At 43.0% G+C, this 16,034-nt stretch carries 16 protein-coding genes and 1 riboswitch; of the genes, 13 read left to right on the forward strand and 3 right to left on the reverse strand.

From position 1 onward, the window contains the following. Window positions 1-18 precede the first annotated feature (18 nt). The 3 genes from ACWF5P_RS02340 (at window position 19) to ACWF5P_RS02350 (ending at window position 3,038) form a co-directional block, all read left to right on the forward strand. Window positions 19-1,020 (forward strand): NERD domain-containing protein, encoded by a 1,002-nt coding sequence (locus ACWF5P_RS02340; protein WP_434167558.1) that lies wholly within the window; start codon window positions 19-21, stop codon window positions 1,018-1,020. Further along, window positions 932-1,963, forward strand: a complete 1,032-nt coding sequence (locus tag ACWF5P_RS02345; RefSeq protein WP_452444553.1) for a diacylglycerol/lipid kinase family protein — start codon at window positions 932-934, stop codon at window positions 1,961-1,963. Before ACWF5P_RS02340 ends, ACWF5P_RS02345 begins: the two co-directional genes overlap by 89 nt. Window positions 1,964-2,255: 292 nt before the next feature. After that, the gene (locus ACWF5P_RS02350) at window positions 2,256-3,038 is read left to right on the forward strand and encodes a phosphotransferase family protein (RefSeq protein ID WP_063232868.1); all 783 of its coding nucleotides are present in this window, start codon (window positions 2,256-2,258) and stop codon (window positions 3,036-3,038) included. On the opposite strand, the gene ACWF5P_RS02355 is transcribed toward ACWF5P_RS02350, so the two are convergent. Beyond that, on the reverse strand, window positions 3,039-3,314 hold the full coding sequence (locus ACWF5P_RS02355) for a YtzH-like family protein (RefSeq protein ID WP_101222975.1): 276 nt from the start codon (window positions 3,312-3,314) through the stop codon (window positions 3,039-3,041). Window positions 3,315-3,567: 253 nt separating this feature from the next. On the opposite strand from ACWF5P_RS02355, the gene trmB reads away from it, so the two are divergent. Then, window positions 3,568-4,206 (forward strand): tRNA (guanosine(46)-N7)-methyltransferase TrmB, encoded by a 639-nt coding sequence (trmB, locus tag ACWF5P_RS02360; RefSeq protein WP_101222974.1) that lies wholly within the window; start codon window positions 3,568-3,570, stop codon window positions 4,204-4,206. A 142-nt stretch (window positions 4,207-4,348) separates the two neighbouring features. Beyond that, window positions 4,349-5,194, forward strand: a complete 846-nt coding sequence (locus ACWF5P_RS02365; RefSeq protein WP_427571704.1) for a YtnP family quorum-quenching lactonase — start codon at window positions 4,349-4,351, stop codon at window positions 5,192-5,194. Window positions 5,195-5,236: 42 nt separating this feature from the next. Here the strand turns inward: ACWF5P_RS02365 and ACWF5P_RS02370 are convergent, their stop codons facing one another. Continuing rightward, complete coding sequence (locus ACWF5P_RS02370; protein ID WP_101222972.1) at window positions 5,237-5,554, reverse strand: PepSY domain-containing protein; 318 nt, start codon at window positions 5,552-5,554, stop codon at window positions 5,237-5,239. 177 nt (window positions 5,555-5,731) lie between these two features. On the opposite strand from ACWF5P_RS02370, the gene ACWF5P_RS02375 reads away from it, so the two are divergent. The 3 genes from ACWF5P_RS02375 (at window position 5,732) to ACWF5P_RS02385 (ending at window position 8,398) form a co-directional block, all read left to right on the forward strand. Beyond that, a complete protein-coding gene (locus ACWF5P_RS02375) occupies window positions 5,732-6,805 on the forward strand; it encodes a M42 family metallopeptidase (protein WP_053535952.1) in 1,074 nt (357 codons plus the stop codon). An 82-nt stretch (window positions 6,806-6,887) separates the two neighbouring features. Then, window positions 6,888-7,409 (forward strand): DUF84 family protein, encoded by a 522-nt coding sequence (locus tag ACWF5P_RS02380; protein WP_434167556.1) that lies wholly within the window; start codon window positions 6,888-6,890, stop codon window positions 7,407-7,409. A 119-nt stretch (window positions 7,410-7,528) separates the two neighbouring features. Next, the gene (locus ACWF5P_RS02385) at window positions 7,529-8,398 is read left to right on the forward strand and encodes an AraC family transcriptional regulator (protein WP_452444554.1); all 870 of its coding nucleotides are present in this window, start codon (window positions 7,529-7,531) and stop codon (window positions 8,396-8,398) included. Window positions 8,399-8,531: 133 nt separating this feature from the next. Here ACWF5P_RS02385 and ACWF5P_RS02390 read toward each other — a convergent pair whose 3' ends face one another. Beyond that, a complete protein-coding gene (locus ACWF5P_RS02390; protein ID WP_101222968.1) occupies window positions 8,532-8,981 on the reverse strand; it encodes a YtoQ family protein in 450 nt (149 codons plus the stop codon). 123 nt (window positions 8,982-9,104) lie between these two features. Here ACWF5P_RS02390 and ACWF5P_RS02395 point away from each other — a divergent pair, with 123 nt between their 5' ends. From ACWF5P_RS02395 to ACWF5P_RS02415, 5 genes are all read left to right on the forward strand, one after another. Then, window positions 9,105-9,611, forward strand: coding sequence for a hypothetical protein (locus tag ACWF5P_RS02395; protein ID WP_101222967.1), 507 nt, complete (start codon window positions 9,105-9,107; stop codon window positions 9,609-9,611). A gap of 109 nt (window positions 9,612-9,720) precedes the next feature. After that, window positions 9,721-10,032: a thioredoxin family protein gene (locus tag ACWF5P_RS02400; RefSeq protein ID WP_101222966.1), complete on the forward strand. Its 312-nt coding sequence runs from the start codon at window positions 9,721-9,723 to the stop codon at window positions 10,030-10,032. A 50-nt stretch (window positions 10,033-10,082) separates the two neighbouring features. Next, window positions 10,083-10,889 carry a DUF1444 domain-containing protein gene (locus tag ACWF5P_RS02405; RefSeq protein WP_452444555.1) on the forward strand — a complete coding sequence of 269 codons (807 nt, stop codon included), beginning with the start codon at window positions 10,083-10,085 and terminating at the stop codon, window positions 10,887-10,889. Window positions 10,890-11,126: 237 nt separating this feature from the next. Then, window positions 11,127-11,233, forward strand: a riboswitch (glycine riboswitch). A 122-nt stretch (window positions 11,234-11,355) separates the two neighbouring features. Next, window positions 11,356-12,543, forward strand: coding sequence for an amidohydrolase (locus tag ACWF5P_RS02410; RefSeq protein ID WP_452444624.1), 1,188 nt, complete (start codon window positions 11,356-11,358; stop codon window positions 12,541-12,543). A gap of 418 nt (window positions 12,544-12,961) precedes the next feature. Beyond that, complete coding sequence (locus ACWF5P_RS02415; RefSeq protein WP_434167553.1) at window positions 12,962-15,802, forward strand: DNA translocase FtsK; 2,841 nt, start codon at window positions 12,962-12,964, stop codon at window positions 15,800-15,802. The last annotated feature ends 232 nt before the right edge of the window (window positions 15,803-16,034 follow it).

The following is a 16,034-nucleotide window of genomic DNA, read 5'->3' on the forward strand; positions in this document are numbered from 1 at the left end:
GAGATGGGTGGTGGTCAAATGGCACAGCTCATAAAGATGCAGGATTATATTTCCCGGTATGAGCAGGATATTTATCGTTATCCAACGCAATTTGCACGTTTGAAAAAACAGCAATGGGATAAATTGAAAGCTGCTTATAATGCGGGCGAGCTAGATCGGTTGTATAGCGAGCATACTGAAACACAAGTCAAATTCGATCCGCCTCAGGAAGAGTCGAAGGGCCTGTTAAAAAAGGTTAAAGGCATCTTCCACCGGACAGGTAAACAGGAGGCAGAAGCAGAAGAACTGCCAATACCGGCACAGAATGAAGATGCTAATGTTTTTTCATTAAGATTTCCGTTCCGTCCGGCCAGTCTGGATGAATTAAAGCAAAATTATTTAAATCAATTACTCCGCTTTCAAATGAAGTGGGGTAGTTCGACGCTTCATGAAAAGTCATTTGTGGACCAATCATTCATTTTGGATGAGAGGCTCCGCTTTTTTCTGCAGCGTTTTCCGGATACGTTTCTCGTATTATATAAACCTATCTTTCTATTGAAAAATGCGCCTGTTGAAGTCGAAGTCATTTTATTGACCCCTGTTGATGCTTGGTGCATCACTTTTCTGGAAGCGGAAGAAGACGCTGCATTCATCGGTTCGAATGATCGGTTCTGGGTCCGCAGGCATCATAAGCATCCAGATAAAAAAGTGCTCAATCCTTTGTTGGGCGCAAATCGGATGACGAACATCGTTTCCCAGTTATTTGAGCTATATGAAGTGAACATGCCGATAAAAAAGGTGATTTTATCCCGGAATGGATATGTCGATTATCCAGAAGCCCCTTATGATATTACGATATTGGATAAACGGACCTTCCCGGAATGGTTTGAAAGGATGCGGGCAATATCGTCTCCTCTTAAGGCACAGCAGTTAAAAGGGGCGCAGGCATTGCTTGAATATTGCCAAACTACATCCAGCCTGCGACCTGAATGGGAAGCCGAATATAACCAACCAGAAGGAAATGAGTATGCCGCACCTTAATGAAACGGTGTATTTCATTGTCAATCCAGTGGCTGGAAATGAAGAGAGTTTAAAGATTTGGAAAAAAGCCGAGGAAATACTGAAATCAAAAGCTGTTCCCCATGAGGTGTTTTTCACACGGGAAAAGGGGCATGCGCTAAGATTGACGAAGGAAATACTATCAGGGACTAATCAGGATACCCGGGTGATTGCTGTTGGGGGAGATGGCACGATAAATGAAACGATAAATGGCGCCATTGGTTTCCCTCACGCAATCATCGGCTCCCTTGCGGCTGGGTCCGGCAATGATTATGTAAGGGGCATTCAAAAAACTGAGAGTATGGAAGAAGCCCTTTCCTTATTTCAGGATAATGCCTTTAATACCATTGATATTGGACAGTTCGAGACGAATGGCAAGGTGGGTTATTTTGTGAACAGCCTGGGAATGGGCATTGATGCTGAAATTTCCGATGAAGCAAACCGTGCCCCCCTGAAAAAATGGTTTAATTTTGTCAGAGCGGGTAAATTAATTTATCTGTTGATTTTTATAAAAATGTTATTTTCTTACAAGCCCAGCTGCATGGAATTGATCATTGATGGAAAACGGCATCTTTTGAAAAAGGTATGGTTCATCGTTATTGCGAACCAGCCCTACTTTGGAGGTGGAATGAAAATTTCACCATTTTCGAAGGTGGATGATGGCAGGTTGAACGTGATTGCAGTCCATGATATTACTTTGTTGAAATTATTGACCGTCTTCATCACCGTTTTATGGGGCGGTCACCTCAACATTAAAAATGTTGATTCTTTTTCTGGTAAAATGATAAAAATGAAGAATCAAGGTTCAGTAAAAATCCAGTCTGACGGGGAAATTGTTGGTAGGAACGAAGTAGCTGCAGTGGTTCTGAAAGAGAAATTGCGCGTCATGTTCAAGGGTGATAACCGATACAAAAATATGAAATGATTTATTTGTTTTTGTTTTATGCGTATAATCGTTTTATAGTACTTGACGAAGAAACCGTTTTTCAACTAAAATTTAATTTATGGCTATTGTTTAATTGCTCAATAGCTATTTTTTTATTTCTCTAAAATGAGGATGTTTTTAATTGCGGGTATCATCCCGATGCAAGTATATATGCAGCTTCGCCAGCAGGCGGATTTTTTATAAAACATGGACTCAAAGTAGTGGTAATACATACACTAGGTGAACGTACCCACATTTGTATGATTAAGCGAGGAAATCGAAGGTGAACCAGTTGGAACATTTATTAGGTCAGGAGTGGGATATATCCCCTGCTGGAGGAGCTACGGGAGAAGCCTTTATTGCCGAGAAAGAGGGGCAGAAGCTCTTCCTTAAACGAAATTCATCGCCATTTTTAGCTGTTCTTTCAGCTGAGGGCATTGTTCCAAAGTTAATGTGGACAAAACGCCTGGAAAACGGGGATGTAATTACGGCCCAGCATTGGATGGAAGGCAGGGAGCTATCTCAGCAGGAAATGAACAATATAAGAGTCGCAAAGCTGCTTCAAAAAATTCATCAATCCGATCCTTTGTTAAGCATGCTCAAAAGGCTTGGGAAATCCCCTTTACGACCTGAAAGTATACTTACAGACATAGAAACCGGGTTATCTTCGGATGTTACGGATATTCCGATTATCAAGCAGGCCATCCATTTTTTACAGAATAATCTCCTGTTGATTGAATGCGACGAAAAAGTCGTCTGTCATTGTGATGTGAACCATAATAATTGGCTCATGACCGAAACCGACGGATTGTTCCTGATTGATTGGGACGGAGCGGTCATTGGCGATCCGGCCATTGACCTCGGCATACTCCTGTATTCATATGTCCCAAGGGAAGAATGGAATCAATGGCTTGCCCGCTACGGCAAGAAGCTAGACGCAGGCCTGGAGATGAGGATGAAATGGCACACGGTTTCACAACTTGTGCTTTCCATCCAATGGCATCATCGCAGAAAGCGGTACGAGGAAAGAAATGAATTACTGCAAAAACTGGAAGCATTATTGATGGTTGGCTGATCAGAATTGATCTATATCATCCACCCACTGGGACAAGTCGTTCTGGTGGGTTGAAATATGTGCATCTAAATCGGCGGTACCGATGCCAGTCTGGCTGTATTCGTAAATCTCCGTCAGTACCGTTTTTACATTGCTGTCTATATCCATATTGATCATTAAGGATTTGACGAGCCTTTCAACCTGTTCACATTCAGAAACGGATCCGCAGCAGTCTGATTGATGATTGGTCAATATATCTTTCAATAGTGACATTTGATGTTCATGGGAAAGCGGCATATAATACCTCTCCTTTCTTAAATATGGATTCAAGGGATTCTCAGGTGGTTCTTGCCTGCCCTTCACTTATTTATGGTGTGTTTTGCGGAAAGTTTTATACATGAAAACTACAGAGACTGTCGCCTGGATGGCCGGCAGTTTTTTTATTTGTTAAGTCGGTGCATGCAGGATTTTTCCTGAAAAAATCAACTTGCAGGAATCCATCCACTCGTGGTATGGTTTGAACGATTATATTATAAATAGGGGTGTCATCATGCGTTTAAGAAATAAACCTTGGGCTGAAGACCGTTTGAATGATTTTCCACAATATGTAATTCAGCAGCCAGTGAGCCATAAAGGTAAATGGCATGAAGTTTTCGGTAACGATAATCCGTTATATATTGAAGTGGGTACGGGCAAAGGCCGATTCATCACAGAAATGGCAAAAGCCCATCCTGATGTGAATTTCATTGGAATTGAAGTATATGGAAGCGTCATTGTAGCTGCATTGGACTTGCTGATTGAAGCGGATGTTCCAAATCTAAAGCTGTTGAATGTTGACGCAGCGAACTTGGGGGATTATTTTGCAAAAGGTGACGTGGATCGCGTCTACTTGAACTTCTCTGATCCGTGGCCGAAATCACGTCATGCAAAACGTCGGTTAACGTATAAGACCTTCCTCGAAGTATATGAAGGCATCCTGCCAGACAATGGCGAGATCCACTTCAAGACGGATAACCAAGGGTTATTCGAATCTTCCTTGAAGAGTATTTCCGAATACGGCATGCTCTTGAAATATGTAAGCCTTGATCTGCATAACAGCAATTTTGAAGGCAATATCATGACTGAATATGAAGAAAAGTTCTCGAGTAAAGGCAACCGGATATACAGATTGGAAGCAATGTTCCAATAATCATAAACAGATAAAAAACCAGGTGCACAGCATCTGGTTTTTTATCGTTTATCGGGTGTATTTCTATCACAAGGATGACTTGATCGTTATCAATTTCAATATATGGAAGTGGGTGTTAAACTATAGGAAGAGGAGGGGTATAATGGAAAAGATGCAAATAGGGGAAATTAAATTAACATGGTTGAATGGCGGTGTGACTCACTTGGATGGCGGTGCGATGTTCGGTGTTGTACCGAAGCCGCTTTGGTCTAAGAAGTATCCTGTTAACGAAAATAACCAAATCGAACTAAGAACGGATCCGATTTTGGTGCAGGCTAATGGATTGAACATGCTTATAGATTCCGGTATTGGCAATGGAAAGCTGAATGACAAGCAGAAACGGAATTTTGGGGTGACGGAGGAATCCAATCTTGTCGAAGATCTTGGCAGACTTGGGCTTCAGCCAAATGATATCGATTACATTTTAATGACCCATCTACATTTCGACCATGCCTGCGGTTTGACGAAACGTGATGGTGAAACTTGGGTGCCTGTTTTCGAGCGTGCAGAAATCATTACGACCCAAACTGAATGGGATGAAATGAAAAACCCGAATATTCGATCAAAAAGTACATATTGGGCAGAAAACTGGGAGGCTGTCGCTTCTCTAGTACGTCCTTTTGAAGGTGAGCAGGAAATTACGGACGGTATTAAAATGATCCATACTGGGGGACATAGTGATGGACATGCGATCATCATCATTGAGGATGCCGGGGATAGATTGATTCACATGGCAGATATTATGCCGACGCATGCCCATGCGAATGTCCTCTGGGTCCTCGCATATGATGATTATCCGATGACTTCCATCGAAGCGAAGGAAAAGTGGATGAAATCCGGACTGGAAAATGGGTCTTGGTACAGCTTTTACCATGATGCACAATACTGTGCCATCAAATGGGATGGAACGGGTAAGGAGATAATAGACGAATTGAAACGGAAGCGGTAAAGCAAAAGGAGGACGTCATTTTGACGACCCTCCTTTTATGTTTCAATCATTTTGCGCATTAAGCTCCAATATCGTTCCTGTTGAGGCATCTGCAACAAATTCGAATTGCTCGCGTTTACCCTCTGTGTTTCTGGTGATCCCGCCTTTGTACACTTCATAGTCCAAATCATTTTTTGAATAGTTTTCCGGCTTCATCAAGATCCATGAGCCATATATATTTCCATCTTTTTTGACTGTTTCCTTCACTTGGGCCAAGACTTTATCGGGAGAAGGTTTACTAGATTGATCCAATAGTTGTTTTGTCGCATAGCCCGCAGCAAACCCTGCTGCAGTACCCAGTAAAAACGTTTTCCAATTCATTGATTTCTCCTCCATTGCATTTATTAAAATCACTTCTTCCAGTATACAGAAGAACGCTTTATTTGACTAATAATTTGAAATTTTACCCATTAACTGATAAATTAGAACTTTCTAGTGTAACACGATGCTAAGTTCTGTAAAATAGTAAGAAACAATACATAGGTTAGGGGTAGAAAAATGAATCATGAGACTTTGGAGCTTTTTAAAACATTGACGGAATTACCGGGAGCCTCGGGAAATGAACATGCAGTTCGGAGTTTCATGAAAAGTGAGCTGGAAAAGTATTCCGATGAAATCGTCCAAGATCGCCTTGGCGGAATATTTGGCGTAAAAAGAGGCAATGAGGATGGTCCGACTGTACTAGTTGCTGGGCACATGGATGAAGTGGGATTCATGGTTACCTCCGTAACGGAAAATGGAATGATCCGCTTTCAGACCCTAGGAGGCTGGTGGAGTCAAGTGCTTTTGGCCCAAAGAGTCGAAATCATAACTGATAACGGTCCGGTCATTGGTGTCATCGGTTCGATTCCGCCTCATTTGCTTGATGAGTCGCAACGCTCAAAACCAATGGATATCAAAAATATGCTGATTGATATCGGGGCGGATGATAAGGAAGATGTTAAGAGGATCGGTATTAAGCCAGGTCAGCAGATTGTACCGATTTGTCCATTCACGCCGATGGCCAATGAGAAGAAAATTCTCGCAAAAGCGTGGGATAATCGTTACGGCTGCGGACTTGCGATTGAATTGTTAAAAGATTTAAAAGGTGAAACGTTACCGAATGTCTTATATTCCGGGGCAACTGTCCAGGAGGAAGTGGGATTACGGGGCGCTCAAACTGCAGCTCATATGATCAAACCGGATCTTTTCTTCGCTTTGGATGCAAGTCCGGCGAACGATATGTCCGGCAGTAAAAGTGAATTTGGTCAGCTTGGAAAAGGGGCACTGCTACGCATTTTCGATCGTTCGATGGTAACGCATCGCGGCATGAGGGAATTCATCCTTGATACGGCAGAGTCGAATGAAATTCCGTATCAATATTTCGTTTCCCAAGGCGGCACGGATGCAGGGCAAGTCCATATTGCAAACGAAGGCATTCCAAGCGGGGTGATTGGCATTTGTTCCCGCTATATTCATACACATGCATCCATGATTCATATTGATGATTATGCCGCTGCACGAGAACTGATTGGTAAATTGGTTCGTTCCTGTGATAAAACGACATTCGAGACCTTGATAAAAAACGGTTGATGGAGGAAGCTGAAATGGAAAGGGATGCTGTCATGAATCCTTTTCCATCAGCTTTTTTTTACATAGAAGGAAGGTAATTATATTGAAAATAGCAGTAGGCAGTAAGAATCCGGCGAAAATAAGTGCCGTGCTTGGTGTATATGAAGATGCTAAAATCATTTCGCTTCAAGTGGAGAGCGGGGTCCCGGAACAGCCTTTTTCAGACGAGGAAACGATGGAGGGGGCAATGACACGTGCCCGGAATTGCTTGATTCACAGTGATGCCGATATGGGTATCGGACTTGAAGGCGGTGTCGTGAAAATGGGACAAGCCCTGTTTCTGTGCAATTGGGGTGCAATGGCCACGAGGGACGGCGAGGTCTTTGTAGCTGCCGGAGCGAGAATCCCGGTACCGGGAATTGTTGCCGGGAAGCTGCTGGACGGTGAAGAGTTGGGCCCGGTGATGGATGCCTTCACAAGGCAAGAGAATATAAGTAAAAAGGAAGGAGCGATCGGCGTATTTACAAATGAGCGAATCACTAGGGGCGAAATGTTCCTTCATATCATGAGGATGTTAGCCGGTCAATACGAATATAAGCTGAAAATGAAAAAGCAGGATTTTTGAATCACTGCCATGGAAAGGCGGGCTTCGAATGATGGAAACGAACACTGCCAAAACAGAGCAGAATAAGACAGGGTTTTATTGAGCGGCTTTGCTAATATAGTGACAAGGGGTGAGCGGATATGGGGTGGGTTGAATCAATCCAAAAGGCCATCGACTATATCGAAGAGCACTTATTGGAGGACCTGACAATCGAGAGCATTTCCAGGCAGGCGAATGCTTCAGCTTTTCATTTTCAACGGACATTCACCATTTTAACGGATATTTCCATTGGTGAATATATCCGGCGTCGAAGACTGACCTTGGCGGCCCAGGAGATTTCATCCACAAATGGCAAGGTCATTGATTTAGCCTACAAGTACGGCTATGACAACCCCGAGGCATTCTCAAAGGCTTTTCGAAGGCAGCATGGGGTATCTCCAAGCGAAGCCCGAAAGTATATGGGGAAGCTGAAATTCTATGAACGCCTGATGATACAGGTTATTCTGAAAGGGGCAAAACCGATGAAATACAATATCTTTGAAAGAGATTCCTTTCAATTGATTGGAATCAAGCAAGAGTTTTCCTTGGTCAATGAAGAGAATTTGATCGGGATTCCAAAGTTGTGGGAGAAAGTCAATTCGGATGGAACAGGAGATAGGTTAGCGAAGCTGAACAATGGCCAAATAAATGGCTTGCTTGGTGTATGTATCGATAAGCGGGCTGTGGAAAAAAATGAAACGATGGATTATTGGATAGGTGCAGAGTATGCCGGGGAAGCGCCTGAAGAGTTTTCGACCCTTACGATACCGGCTTCCAAGTGGGTTGTATTTGAAGTTCACGGACCTATGCCTGATAGCATCCAACATGCTTGGAAGCGAATTTTTTCCGAATGGTTTCCTACCAGCGGTCATGAACATGCGGGCACTCCCGAATTGGAAGTATACACGAATGACGACGCTTCAAACCCAGACTATTACTCCGAAATTTGGATTCCCATTAAAAAGAAATAGTGTTCAACCATCAAAATTTATTCGTTTTTCGCTTGCAGGTGAGGTTAGGAATCTAACTTTCTCCTGCAAGCTTTTTATTTGGGTAAACAAAAATCCTTCATACTTGAGCTGGAAGGTTAAGGGACAGGGAGATTTACAGCCCTTCTTCAAAAATATAAGAAAGCACCTTCATGGCTTGGTTCACGGATTCGACCGTGACACTCGCCTTTTCCGATAATTCCTTTAAAGCATGGTGATGGGATTCCGGGCGAATCAAAATAAGCGGTTTACCCAGGGAAACGGCGGTGCTTGCGTCCATGGCAGTATTCCACTGTTTATATTTCTCACCAAACAGGGCGACGACAAGATCGGCTTTTTTCATCAAAAGACCTGTCCGTAAATTATTGATTTGGGAAGCGGCCGCATCCTTCAGGATAGGATTCGGCTGTTCCCCGAGGATATCTTCACCGATATTATCGGAGCGTTCATGATTTTCCATCGGGCCGACGAATTCTAAAGGAAGCTTCAGTGCAGCGGCCTTATCTCTCAACTCGCTTCTCCAATTTGAATGGATCTCCCCAGCAAGATACACGATTAACTTCATTGTTTTCCTCCTCGATAATAAAATTGCTTTCATTGTACCATGTTTTTTAGAAAATGGATGAATTCCGTAAATAAGGATAATATTATCCATATGGTAGTAAAAGAGACGGCTGGAGGAATGACGATGGCTTTATCGAATAAGAATTTTCTTGTTTTCCTGTTGATAAGCAGCTTGATCGTGGGCTGCTCAGGTATCGAAAGACAAACCGAAAAGGCAATGAAGGCTGCTGAAGTGGCTTTTCGTGACGATGAAAAACAGCCTAATCAAGAGGCAGGCCTAATTCAGGTCTATCTGCCAAACGATTTTAAAGTAGTGGAAGAACATGATAATAATTTGATTTTACAAAAAGGTGATAAGATTTATATATTATTTGTCAATCCGAATGAAAAAGAAGACAGCTCCGTGTTATATTTGGCCATAAAGGAACAAGAGGATCAATTTGAAGTACTGCATTCTTTTCAAACCGATGATAAATTCGGCTTTATTTCGATTAAAGAGATACCGAAAGAAAAGTATGAGCTTGCAGTGGGGATCGGCGGAGTGAAGCTGACAACCGAAACGGATAAAGACCAATTAAAAACCGATGCAAAACAAATGATGGAAATCGTTTCATCCGTGCCCCAGAAATAAGAGGACCAGTGACTTTCAACCGATCCGTATTAATGGTTGATTCCTGGAGACTCTGGTATGATGGGATTATAAAAAATAAGGTGTCATTTAGAGCAGGAGGAATATACAAATGGAAAAATTACAAACAGTAGAGCAATATGATGCATTTAAAAATGAAGGCAAACATATCTTTCTTTTTTCAGCAACATGGTGTGGAGATTGCCGTGTAATCGAACCGATAATGCCGGAGATTGAAACGAAATTTCCTGACTTTACATTCATTTATGTGGACCGTGATGAATTCATCGATGTGTGTGCGGCTAATGATGTATTCGGTATACCAAGTTTCATTGCGTATGATAATGGCAAGGAGCTAGGCAGATTTGTGAGCAAGGATCGCAAAACGCAAGAACAAATTGAGGAATTCATTCAATCACTATAATCAATTTCCCCTTCTCGCTGGGGATTTTTCAATGAAGAGGAGGGTCCGTCATGAAAATGGACAGCACGAAGCTGAAAAATATCTTGAAGGAGCGTTTAAAAGATGAGAATCGCTCATTCAAATTCGATAGCCAGCAAGATACGTTACGGGTGGAAAATGTGAAGACCGGGAAGGGGATTACCATCGAGTTGCCTCCTGTGCTTGCTAACTATGAAAACGTACAGGAAAAGGCCATCGATGAAATTACCTATTACGTGGAAGAGGCCCTGAATGTGATGGGGGAAGAACACAGTATGGAAGGCAAGGAGAAATTCATTTTCCCAGTCATCCGCTCGACCTCCTTTCCAATGGAATCCGAAGAAGGAAATCCGTTTTTATTCGATGAGCATACGGCTGAAACCCGGGTTTTTTATGCCCTTGATTTAGGGAAAACCTACCGTCTTATAGATGAAAAGATGATTCAACGGGAAAATTGGCAGGGTGACAGGATCCGTGAAATTGCCCTATTCAATGCCCGTTCCCTCACCACTGAAATGAAGTCGGATATCGTTGCAGGTAATGCATTTTATTTTTTGAACACGAATGATGGATATGATGCCAGCAGGATTTTAAATGAATCATGGCTTCGGGAAATGAAGGACAAGATCGAGGGAACCATGGCTGTGGCCATTCCCCATCAGGATGTCATCATCATTGCCGATGTGAAGAATGATACGGGCTATGATATTCTTGCGCAAATGGCGATGAGCTTCTTTGCCAGCGGTCATGTTCCGATAACGGCTCTATCATTCCTTTACGAAGAAAATGAGTTGGAGCCCATCTTCATTATGGGTAAAAACAAAAAGCCTGAACAATAATGAATCACAAAAGGACCGTGTCAGCATCTGGCAGCGGTCCTTTTAAAGTTTAATAGAGTTTATAACTCAGAGTTGATATTTATTTTTTAATCGGCGATAATATAATTGGAATATTTTGAGAATATAAAAAGAACAAGCGGATGAACGTTGTGGGAGAGTGCAGCATTGAGCCACTGAAGGAGCAAGTCCCAAAAAGATCCCTTGGAGCAAATCTCTCAGGTAAATGGAACCGCAGCTGGACGCAGCTCTGGAGAGTGCGCAGGAAGCAGTATGCCACCAAAGGGGAAATCTCCATGACCAAAAATGGAGCTAAACTCTCAGGTGAAAAGGACAGAGAAGGGGAGCGGTAAGTTTACGCAATCCTTCTCTGCCCTTTTTTAATTGGCACTTTGCATCGGAAGGCATGCAGCGAACATGGAACTACTAATATGCTCAACTTGAAATAAGGGGGAGAATAAACGTGAACGTGAAAAGCAAATTAATGAACATGCTGGAAGCCCGTAAAGGGGAAATGGTTCAAATCCGCCGTCATTTACACGAGAACCCGGAACTATCCTTCAAAGAAGAGAAAACGGCACAATATATCATTGATTTTTATAAGGGTAAGGATATGTCGATTCAAACGAATGTAGGAAATGGATTAGGGATCATCGTAACGATCGAAGGCGGAAAACCTGGGAAAACGATAGGTCTCCGTGCGGATTTCGATGCGTTGCCGATTAAAGAAGAAGCGGATGTCCCGTTCCGTTCAAAAAATGAAGGTGTCATGCATGCCTGCGGACATGATGGGCATACCGCTTATTTATTGGTTCTGGCAGACTGCATCAATGAGCTTAAAGATTCCCTATCCGGTACGATTAAAATAATCCATCAACATGCAGAAGAAACACCCCCAGGTGGAGCAAAGAGCATTATGGAATCAGGGTTTTTGGATGAACTTGATGCCGTTTTTGGAATCCACTTATTTCCGTCCCATCCTGCAGGGGTTGCCGGGTATCACGGCGGCTATTCGATGGCTGGACGGACCTATTTCAAGCTGGCGATTAAGGGTGTAGGCGGCCATGGTTCGTCCCCGCATATGGCCAATGATGCCATTGTGGCAGGCGCCCATTTCGTGACAGCCGTACAAACCGTGATCAGCCGCCGCTTGAACCCTTTTGATATGGGCGTGGTCACAATCGGCTCCTTCGATGGAAAAGGAAGCTTTAATGTCATTAAAGATCGTATAGAAATTGAAGGGGATGTTCGTTATATGACAGCAGAGACCCAACAGCTGATCGATAGGGAAATCCACCGCATCGTTAAAGGGATAGAAACGGAATTTGATGTTCAGTGCGAACTAACATATGTGCCTGATTATCCTCCGTTATATAATGACCCTGAATTGACTGGATTCGTGAAAAATAGTCTGGAAAGCATGAAAGACAAAGATATTAAAAAGGTTATGGAATTTCCGGTTTTCTCTGGTTCAGAGGATTTTTCGTATTATGCAGAAAAGATTCCTGGCTGCTTCTTTTACATTGGCTGCAAACCAAAAGGGGTGGAGAAGGCATATTTCAATCACCATCCCAAATTCGACATTGATGAAGATGCCCTTTTGATCGCATCCAAATCAGTGGCCCAAGTTGTATGCGATTTTTATGAATGGGAATAGTTCCATTGGTATATTTGTTTGCAAAAAAGTGCAGAAACCCACAAAACACCGTTCGGTATTAACGAACGGTGTTTTATGGGTTTCAGGATGCCACCGGAGGTTTCGTGAAGGATGCTTCAATGAATTGACCAGTCTGCTTCTTGCGCGGCATGAAAACTTAATCTCTTTGTAAACGCGATTTAACAGCGGTGTTTTATTTAAATAGTAGACTAAGGGCTAATGTTATTTCACGAAGTGCAGGTTTAAACTCATACCAGAAGGGGTTTAATAGGGTAGGAGTTCTGCGAAATACGTTAAGTTAGTAAGAGTGCGATAAAAAAATAGATACTAATCCCAATTTAGCTTAAATTTTCTCGATATTTTTAAAATAACTGGTAGAATTAGTTACATAACTACAGATGTAGAAAGAGTGATAGTTTTGAAATGGCTAAATAAGATGAAAAAATGGTTCCAAGCAGAGGAAATTATTGAAATTGAAGAGATTATTATAGATGAACCGCTTGATGAAGAGACATTAAGGAAAATGGATTTTTCAAAGCTTGCAAAGTCAAAGGAAGAAGAAATAAAGGTTTACAATCAAAAAGTGGAAAAAATGTCGCAGACGCCAGACCCTGATACGAAAATCCTGTTTCAATATCCAAAAGGGCAGTTCAAGTTTCCGCTCATTCCAGATCGTGAACAGAGCAAAAGAAAGCCTAGGGAAAGAAACAGGGAAGATCATGAACCAAAAAAGGGGAGCGCGGCCAAAGAAACAAGAAGGCCTGTGAGGGATCCTGAACCAAAACGGAGAAACTTCGAACGGGAGGAAGTCTCAAAAATAGTCCCTTCAAATACTCCATTCCGTCCGACGGAAATCCCTTCACCCATTTATGGGTTCCGTCGTCCGGAAAAAAAAACAGTCGTTTCTGAAGAAATTGTCGAATATGAATTAGAAAGCAAAATGCCCGTCCTAAAAAAGGAAGAACCCGATATCGGGATTCCAGCATCGATTCCTGAAATCCCAAAAGAAGTGTCACATGAGGAATTGACGACAGAACCATCCGTTCTTATACCGGAACAAGCGGAAGAAAAACTGGAAGATTCAGAGATACCCGCTTTCTTTCGCAGGAATTCCATTGAGACACTGCCAGAACAAGCAGTAATCGAGCCCAACATAATTGAGCCTGCGGTGGAAAAAGAGGCTATTGAACAGGACGAAGTAGAATTTGGACGCGAAGTCGCTGTATCCATCATGGAACAGACGGACGACACACCGCCTGAAGCGATATCGGTTCCTGGGGAGATTGCTGTGCAATCAAATCAACCATCCGTTAGTCAAGGGACAATGCCTGAAGACCCATCTGAGGCAATACCTGAAGTGCAGCACAAACGTCCGAAAAAACACATCCCATTTAATGTGATGATGCTTAAGCAAGATCGGAAAAAAAATGACTTCATGAATAAAATGATGCCGGAAAAAAAAAGCCTTAATTCGGAAAGGGCAGTAGTATCACCTGATAAGCGGCCAATGGATGATGCTGCCCAAACAGAGGCAGGACAAGCGAAACCAACCGCCATTCCTGAACGGAAACAGGAGGAAGGCAGAGTTATTCCGAAAGAGCAGACTCCGGCCATACCACTTACCTTTTCGGACGCTAAGGTTGGTTCCGAAACCGTCGCTGCTGTGCCTGAAAATACAGTCGAATCCAACATCGGTTCCAACCCTAAGCCGCTCTTGGAACAGGAATCCCCGATTTCTGGACACGGGTATCAAGAAGCATTATATACAGAGGAAGCGGCAGAAGGCAGTAAGGGCGAAATCCCGGCAGTTTTTGGCTCTGTCGAAGCGGATGAAAATGAAAATCCATACTATGTGTTTCCTAATATCGAATTGCTGACACCTCCCACTTATGCTGTGCATGATGATGTGTGGCTCGAGGAACAGACTTTATTACTTGATGAGACATTGAAAAATTTCAATGTCCGTGCAAAGGTCGTCAATGTCACTCAAGGACCGGCAGTAACCCGTTTCGAGGTGCATCCGGAACCGGGAGTGAAGGTGAATAAAGTGACGAACCTGATGGATGACATCAAACTAAGCCTTGCTGCTCAAGATATGCGGATGGAAGCGCCTATTCCGGGTAAACATACAATTGGCATCGAGATTCCGAACAGGAAAAGCAAACCGGTATTTTTGCGGGAGGTTTTGGAAAGTACTGAGTTTCAAGAGCATGAATCACCGCTTGCTGTGGCCTTAGGGCTCGATATATCCGGTCAGCCAATCATCACCGATTTGAGAAAGATGCCGCATGGATTGATAGCCGGGCAAACGGGGTCGGGGAAAAGTGTCTGTATCAACACCATGCTGGTAAGCTTGCTTTATAAAGCGACACCGCAGGAGTTGAAATTGCTGTTGATCGATCCGAAAATGGTTGAGCTCGCCCCATATAACCGGATCCCGCATTTGGTCAGTCCAGTCATAACCGATGTAAAAGCCGCTACGGCTGCGTTGAAGTGGGCTGTAGAGGAGATGGAACGGCGTTATGAATTGTTTGTACATGCCGGTGTCCGTGATATCACCCGCTTTAATGACCAAGCGGAAAAAGCCGGTCAATATTCAAGCAAGCTGCCTTATATCCTGGTGATCATCGATGAGCTTGCGGATCTAATGATGATGTCCCCGGCTGATGTAGAGGAAGCAATTTGCCGGATTGCTCAAAAGGCCCGTGCCTGCGGCATCCATTTGATTGTAGCCACTCAAAGACCTTCAGTCGATGTCATAACTGGATTGATCAAGGCAAATATCCCGACAAGGATCGCTTTTTCGGTTTCTTCACAAGTCGACTCCCGTACGATCATCGATAGCGGCGGTGCAGAAAAATTATTGGGAAGAGGAGATATGTTATTCGCTGAAAACGGCTCTTCAAAAACGGTGCGCCTGCAAGGGACTTTTGTTAGTGATGAAGAAATCGACCAGGTCGTTAACCATGTTAAACTGGAGCAGCAGCCAAAATACCTGTTCGAGCAGGAAGACTTGCTGAACAGGGCCCAAGTCACGGAAGAAGCGGATGAACTGTTTTTCGAGGCCTGTGAATTTGTCGTGAGCCAGCAGGCTGCATCTGCTTCTAGTGTCCAAAGGCGCTTCCGTGTCGGTTATAACCGTGCATCGCGCCTAATAGAAATGATGGAGCAACATGGAGTAGTTTCCGAATCCAGGGGTTCAAGGCCCAGGGATGTATTGATTACGGAAGAAGAACTGGAATTTTTACATGTTAATTAAGAGAACCTAATAAAAGGAAAATGTATATAATGTGAAGGGGTGAAAACCCTTTTTTATCACTTTAATTAAGGGAAAAGCCAATGATTTGATAAATTGGCATCTGCCTGACATGGATGAATGAATAAAAAAGTGATATAATAGTTTTTTGTTGATGAATGATTGAAAATATAAGCTTGAAAAACCTATGAAGAAATTGCGTTACTAACAAGTCTCGTAATGAAAAAACAAATAA

It is taken from the genome of Peribacillus sp. NPDC055009, from assembly GCF_053608705.1.

Bases quoted from the DNA above. Each gene is read 5' to 3' on its own strand.
- ACWF5P_RS02365 (WP_427571704.1), top strand. From the start codon at position 4,349: ATGGAAAAGATGCAAATAGGGGAAATTAAATTAACATGGTTGAATGGC.
- ACWF5P_RS02400 (WP_101222966.1), top strand. From the start codon at position 9,721: ATGGAAAAATTACAAACAGTAGAGCAATATGATGCATTTAAAAATGAA.
- ACWF5P_RS02375 (WP_053535952.1), top strand. From the start codon at position 5,732: ATGAATCATGAGACTTTGGAGCTTTTTAAAACATTGACGGAATTACCG.
- ACWF5P_RS02405 (WP_452444555.1), top strand. From the start codon at position 10,083: ATGAAAATGGACAGCACGAAGCTGAAAAATATCTTGAAGGAGCGTTTA.
- ACWF5P_RS02355 (WP_101222975.1), bottom strand. From the start codon at position 3,314: ATGCCGCTTTCCCATGAACATCAAATGTCACTATTGAAAGATATATTG.
- ACWF5P_RS02370 (WP_101222972.1), bottom strand. From the start codon at position 5,554: ATGAATTGGAAAACGTTTTTACTGGGTACTGCAGCAGGGTTTGCTGCG.
- ACWF5P_RS02340 (WP_434167558.1), top strand. From the start codon at position 19: ATGGCACAGCTCATAAAGATGCAGGATTATATTTCCCGGTATGAGCAG.
- ACWF5P_RS02385 (WP_452444554.1), top strand. From the start codon at position 7,529: ATGGGGTGGGTTGAATCAATCCAAAAGGCCATCGACTATATCGAAGAG.
- ACWF5P_RS02395 (WP_101222967.1), top strand. From the start codon at position 9,105: ATGGCTTTATCGAATAAGAATTTTCTTGTTTTCCTGTTGATAAGCAGC.
- ACWF5P_RS02390 (WP_101222968.1), bottom strand. From the start codon at position 8,981: ATGAAGTTAATCGTGTATCTTGCTGGGGAGATCCATTCAAATTGGAGA.
- trmB (WP_101222974.1), top strand. From the start codon at position 3,568: ATGCGTTTAAGAAATAAACCTTGGGCTGAAGACCGTTTGAATGATTTT.